Annotated in this window: 5 protein-coding genes; 2 read left to right on the plus strand and 3 right to left on the minus strand. The window is 49.5% G+C overall.

Annotation, left to right across the window (positions count from 1 at the left end):
- Positions 1-169: 169 nt before the first annotated feature.
- Complete coding sequence (locus tag RMO52_RS14360; RefSeq protein WP_310415396.1) at positions 170-406, plus strand: hypothetical protein; 237 nt, start codon at positions 170-172, stop codon at positions 404-406.
- Between the two features lie 52 nt (positions 407-458).
- On the opposite strand, the gene RMO52_RS14365 is transcribed toward RMO52_RS14360, so the two are convergent.
- The 3 genes from RMO52_RS14365 to RMO52_RS14375 form a co-directional block, all read right to left on the minus strand.
- The gene (locus tag RMO52_RS14365) at positions 459-1,064 is read right to left on the minus strand and encodes a L,D-transpeptidase family protein (RefSeq protein WP_309738302.1); all 606 of its coding nucleotides are present in this window, start codon (positions 1,062-1,064) and stop codon (positions 459-461) included.
- A 132-nt stretch (positions 1,065-1,196) separates the two neighbouring features.
- Positions 1,197-2,855 carry a GMC oxidoreductase gene (locus RMO52_RS14370; RefSeq protein ID WP_396134988.1) on the minus strand — a complete coding sequence of 553 codons (1,659 nt, stop codon included), beginning with the start codon at positions 2,853-2,855 and terminating at the stop codon, positions 1,197-1,199.
- Between the two features lie 286 nt (positions 2,856-3,141).
- Positions 3,142-3,372: a hypothetical protein gene (locus RMO52_RS14375; RefSeq protein ID WP_309738305.1), complete on the minus strand. Its 231-nt coding sequence runs from the start codon at positions 3,370-3,372 to the stop codon at positions 3,142-3,144.
- A 778-nt stretch (positions 3,373-4,150) separates the two neighbouring features.
- Here RMO52_RS14375 and RMO52_RS14380 point away from each other — a divergent pair.
- Positions 4,151-4,615, plus strand: coding sequence for a response regulator (locus RMO52_RS14380; RefSeq protein WP_309738307.1), 465 nt, complete (start codon positions 4,151-4,153; stop codon positions 4,613-4,615).
- The last annotated feature ends 919 nt before the right edge of the window (positions 4,616-5,534 follow it).

Raw genomic sequence — 5,534 nt, forward strand, 5'->3', positions numbered from 1 at the left:
GTTTGTTCCAGTAATTGCGGGCTTTGCTTTAGGTGGATTAGCCGCCGCCTTTTTTGTGTTATTGTCAGAATCCTGGTGGAGTTTGACATTTCCACTGACGATCGTCTCATTACTAGCTACAGCAGCATATATAGAACACGCTCGTAAATCTTCTATTGTTTAATTGAATATGAACTCTATACTCGATCTACAAACGATATTAGGAGTAGCAACGATCGTCGGTTTAGTCGTCATCGTGCGATCGGTTTTGAGGATATTTAATGTCAGTTTGGGGCTAGTTGTGAGCGTTATCGCGATCGCGATCGTCCTTCAGTATGGATTCGATCTTAGCCCCAAAGATCTATGGTATGAAGTTAGCTATCTTCCTCAAAAATTGGTGCGCGTAGTTAACCACATAATTAACTAAGTCGAGCCAGTAGTGGGACGACACGATATCTTAATGCGATCGACTTACGTTATTACTTTACAACTCTGACGATCGTACCGACTTTAATCAGCGGGTACAGTGCTTGCACATCTCTGTCGTGCATCCTTACGCAGCCACTGGATACGGCTTTACCGATCGAGTCAGGTTTGTTGGTGCCATGAAAACCGATCGTATCTTTGCCATCAGTCCAAAAACCAATCCAGCGCGATCCGAGCGGATTATTTCTACCAGGCGGCATCATTTTCCCCGTATTAAAATTCGTCCAACCAGGATTGACGATCGTTTCCATAACTTGCCATTCGCCTGTCGGTGTTTCGCTGCCTTTTTTACCGATCGCAACTGGATAAGCAGCAACGATCTGGCTACCTCTATAAACATATACTTTCCGTTCTTTGAGCTGAAGCACGAGATTGATATCGGCAATTGGCGGCAAGCTTTTGGTTGCTACCTGGGTAGCACTAGGATTTACAGTTGAGGTGTTGTTGCTGCTTGTGGGTGTGGATTTGGCCGCTGTTGTGGCATTACGCGATGCTGGTTCTGCGCTGGATCGATCTGTGGCGATCGCTGGCAGGATCGCGATCGCCATTGCTAGAACAACTGAAGATTTCAGCAGGAAGGAATTAACAAGTCGGTTCATGGTTACAGTTCTCGTCTACTCTGGGGCGCATTTTGATGTTCTTAATTTGCCCAGAGCTAACAGCTTTCCTGTCAGCATTTTGACCGATCGATCGGCGTTTAAAACTTAGCGGGCAAAGACTCGATACTTTACCTAAAAACCGCCTTGCTCCAGCTTGGTGGCGATAAATTCACAAGCCCGTGCGGTAATCGCCATTTCGGTCAGAGTCGGACTTTGCCAGCCCGACGACGGCCAGCAGGCTCCATCGGTGACAAATAGATTCGGCGCATCCCAACATTGATTGCGATCGTTTACGACGGAATTAGTCGGAGTTGTACCCATTCGCGCCCCACCGACTTCGTGGATGTAATAACCGGGCGGTGCCGAAAATGACATGGTTTCCTCCATCTTGCGGACGAAATTGCCCACTAGGGGCATCCGAAACATCTCGGTTAACTTCATCGGTTTACCGCCAGCTAGGGCGATCGTTTCGTCGATCTGGGCGTGCATGTGGGCGAGCATCCGCTGCTCATTGTCCGACCAGGCGCACTCGATGTGCGGTACTGGAATCCCCCAGGCATCGACGACAGCGGCGTCTAGCTGCACCCGATTGTCATAGCGGGGTAAGACTTCCCCATGGGCGATCGCAAATCCGATCGAACCCGCGCCTACCTTCCGCACGATGCCTGGTAAATCGAAGCGTTGTACCCCGCCCCAAATCCCATAGCCGCGCAAAAAATCCTCAGCTTGGGACTTCAAATTGACAAAGCAGGGAATGAAAAAGCTATCGCAGCCGGAGAGCGGGAAGGGTGTGGCGGGTGGTGGCAAGCCGGGGATAAAGAAGAAGGTTGCAGTCGAAACGTGATCCATCAAAAAGCGCCCGAGCAAGCCCGATTTATCCACCCACCCGTGGGGCTGATATTTGGCGGTGGAGTGGAGGAGAATTCGCACTGACTCGATTGTTGAGGCGCATAAGACTACTGTCCGCCCGGATACTTGGTGCTGTTGCTTGGTGAGGCGATCGATATATGCTACCCCTGTAGCTTGGCGGGTGGTAGGGTCGAAAATAACGTGACTGACGACTGCATCCGCTTGGAGCGTGACATTACCCGTTTCAAGCGCCGCTTGGAGTGAGGAACCCTGACTGGAAGACGGCGGCCACGGCTGGGCGGCGGTGGGTTTGGGCAGTCCAAATCCGCGCGACGCAATTAATTGACGATCGGGCCAGCGGGTTTCTACGACTTGCTTGAGGTGTAATTCGCCGGGAGTGAGGGGAATCGTCGGTTGATAGTCGCCATCGGGCAGTTGTGCTAGCCCATCGCGATCGCCCCGCACCTGAAAAAATCGCTCTAGCTTACTATAATAGGGCACCAAATCGGCATAAGCGATCGGCCAATCCTGCTCGTGACCGTCCCGACTGGCTGCTTTAAACTCATAATCCGACAGCCGGAGGGTAATCCCGCCCCAGGTGAGACTTTTACCGCCCACTTGCCGACCGCGAATCCACGAGAAGGGTCGATCGGGTGGTGTCGTGTATGGGTTATCTTGCTCGTCAATAAATAGATCGGGGTTTGCTTTCCAGTACCCAGGGTGCATCGACTGATATGACTGCCGCCGGGACGCCAAGTTGTAAAGTCGCTTCGTCATATCCCGCACCGGATGCCCCAGATCGGCATCAGGATCGATCGTCCGCCCTGCTTCGAGGACGAGTACCTTCAACCCCCGTTCGCCCAGTTCTTTCGCCGCTACGCCGCCATTAGCACCCGATCCGACGACGATCGCATCATAAATCTCCTCAAAGTCACCACTCATGCGTCCATCCACCTCGGTTTGATGAGGTTGCCCCAGAAAATTGTCATTTGCGATTGTTTGAGTCGATCTATAAAGCTAAAACCATTATAGAGGTCTAGTCCGCACAGATCGCCAGTAATCGGACTCGATCTTGGGGTGGGTGAGAGTTTTCCCACATCCGCTCTCAAGATGGGAAAGGGGAAAGGGGTTTTGATGGCACGAGCGATTGATGTTTAAGTACGCTATTTCCCCAAAATAGCAGGAGATCTGCGCAAACTAGATTCCGGTTGCGCCATTGATGAGTCAGTTACCTAACTAAAGTGCCAACTACCAGGCTAGTGATGATTTGGTCATCGATCGGAGTATCTGCGGATATTTCCCCGATCGTGCCATCGATCCGCGCCTGTTTTGTTTCGCGAATGATTTTTTCGATGCGATATTTTTGACCATTGTATTTAAAATAGTCGCCAATCTCCCAAGGATAAAGGACGGAGGTACTAATTTCAACAGTGACTTTGAGTGCTTGATATTTGAGCATTTTTAGGAGATTTTTTCAAGACGGATGGTGTGCGATCCTATGTTTGCTCGACGCTAGCGACTAGTGAAAAGATTGAGTATTTCGATCGATCTACGCTTGATGGTGCGACTGAAAATTAAATTTTAAGGTTTAATTTTAGGATTCATCGTTTCTATACTTGGAAATATAAATAGATTGTGATGTGAATTTTGTAGTTTTCGATCCGAGTAACGAGCTGTTATGCAATATTTACAATTTACAGTTTCAATATTCGCAAGCACAGATCGAGGCAAGTATAAAGCATTAACACAATACATTCATCTACCTAAATGTATATTTTCAAAGAGCCGATCGCTGGACGTACTCTAAATGTCGATTGCCTTGTAGATCGGCTAAGGCAGCCACTGTCACAAATATTACCCCAATAACTGGCACCATTTAAGACGCTGCATCCTCGATCGGCATCGACCCGATCGAGGCAGCGCTTCGCATTCGCCAGTGATGCCGAGATCGAGCCACATGTCTACATTTTCACAGATTGTCACACCCGACGACAATAGCGCCGTGGCAAAAACAGCGATCGCGGCTCGGTTTTATCTCAGTCAATAGTGGTAAATTTAGATAGCGTTAAAAACTAGCTTGAGAGAGATCGAAATTTTGCAGCCAAATTTCGAGTACGATCCTCTGCACCAAACGCTAAACCAGCGATCCAAATTTCACTTTTCCGATCTCACCCGATTACTTGTTGGTACAGTCGCTCCGGCGGAGCAGAAACTCGCAAAACTTACCATCCTTACCTATGATGACAGAATCGAAGTTAACAAATACACCAGCCACGAAGTTGGCTGCGATCGCAGCTCAGCCTTTGCAGGGCAAGAACATTCTCGCTGTCGAAGACGATGAAAGTATCCTCGCACTGATTACCATTATCCTCGAACGAGCTGGGGCAACAGTGACAGCTGTTGGCGGTGCTGACGCAGCACTGCTGGCACTACAGGCAAATCCTCACTACGATCTGCTCCTGTCCGATCTGGCGATGCCAGACACTGATGGCTGGTCGTTAATCCGTCAAGTCCGGGCTTTGGCGGCGGAATCGGGCGGGAAGATTTTGGCGGCGGCACTGACTGCTTATAATACCAAGAAAGATCGCGATATTTCGCTATTTTATGGATTTCAAATCCTACTTTCCAAACCGATCGAGCCAGCGATGTTGGTAGCCGATGTTGTTAAGCTCCTTCGCAACCATCATCCGCAGCAGGTTTAGGGATTAGGCTTTAGGGATTAGGCTTTAGGGGAGATATCCCGTAGGGTGGGCACTGCCCACCAACTAGGTTTCAGGTATCATCTATTGTATAAATTATTGCGCCTACCTACTTAGTAGGTTGTTGCTTCGTTTCGAGATCTAAATCCCCCAACCCCCTTTCCAAGGGGGCTTTAAAAGTCCCCCTTTTTAAGTCGTCCCAGTAGGGTGGGCACTGCCCACCAACTAGGTTTCAGGTATCATCTATTGTATAAATTATTGCGCCTACCTACTTAGTAGGTTGTTGCTCCGTTTCGAGATCTAAATCCCCCAACCCCCTTAAAAAGCGTTTTGCTTTGTACTGTTCGGGTTCCCCAACAGTGTAGCGCACCAAGCAGGGGGCTTTAAAGTCCCCCTTTTTAAGGGGGATTTAGGGGGATTTCTAGGGATTTCGCTTCTAACAAAAGTTAGGGGAGTAGGTTGGGTTGAAGAATGAAACTAGGGCATCCACACAATCGTTGGCGAAGCCTACCGGAGGTAATCTATAGGTGTGTTGGGTTTCGAGGCTCAACCCAACCTACAGATCTGTGTTACCCCACCCCAGCCCTCACCCCGCCATCGCCTCCGGCTCTGGCTCCCCTCTGTCTTGTCTTGACGCGCTCGACCTGGAGGGAACCTCCGTGATGAGCGCGTCGCTGATTCGCTGTCTTGTCGTTTTTTTATGTCTAGGGTTCCCCCCGAATAAAAAAGCGGATTGATTTTCGGTCGGGTTTCCCGACCATGAAAATCAACCAAGCAACGACAAGACAGAGGGGTTGGGGGTGAGGGCTGAGGTTCGTAAGTTGTACAAACCGGATTTGATGTGGGAGCGTTGTATCATAGCTAAATGAGCGAAAATACCGAGTTGCCATTAGCACAGCACGATCGATCGATCCCGAATGTA

Origin of the sequence: Chamaesiphon sp. OTE_8_metabat_110 (assembly GCF_031382685.1) — a bacterium.
GTDB lineage: Bacteria > Cyanobacteriota > Cyanobacteriia > Cyanobacteriales > Chamaesiphonaceae > Chamaesiphon.

Excerpts from the sequence above, each read along its gene's own strand:
- RMO52_RS14360 (WP_310415396.1), top strand. The coding sequence starts at position 170 with ATGAACTCTATACTCGATCTACAAACGATATTAGGAGTAGCAACGATC.
- RMO52_RS14365 (WP_309738302.1), bottom strand. The coding sequence starts at position 1,064 with ATGAACCGACTTGTTAATTCCTTCCTGCTGAAATCTTCAGTTGTTCTA.
- RMO52_RS14370 (WP_396134988.1), bottom strand. The coding sequence starts at position 2,855 with ATGAGTGGTGACTTTGAGGAGATTTATGATGCGATCGTCGTCGGATCG.
- RMO52_RS14375 (WP_309738305.1), bottom strand. The coding sequence starts at position 3,372 with ATGCTCAAATATCAAGCACTCAAAGTCACTGTTGAAATTAGTACCTCC.
- RMO52_RS14380 (WP_309738307.1), top strand. The coding sequence starts at position 4,151 with ATGATGACAGAATCGAAGTTAACAAATACACCAGCCACGAAGTTGGCT.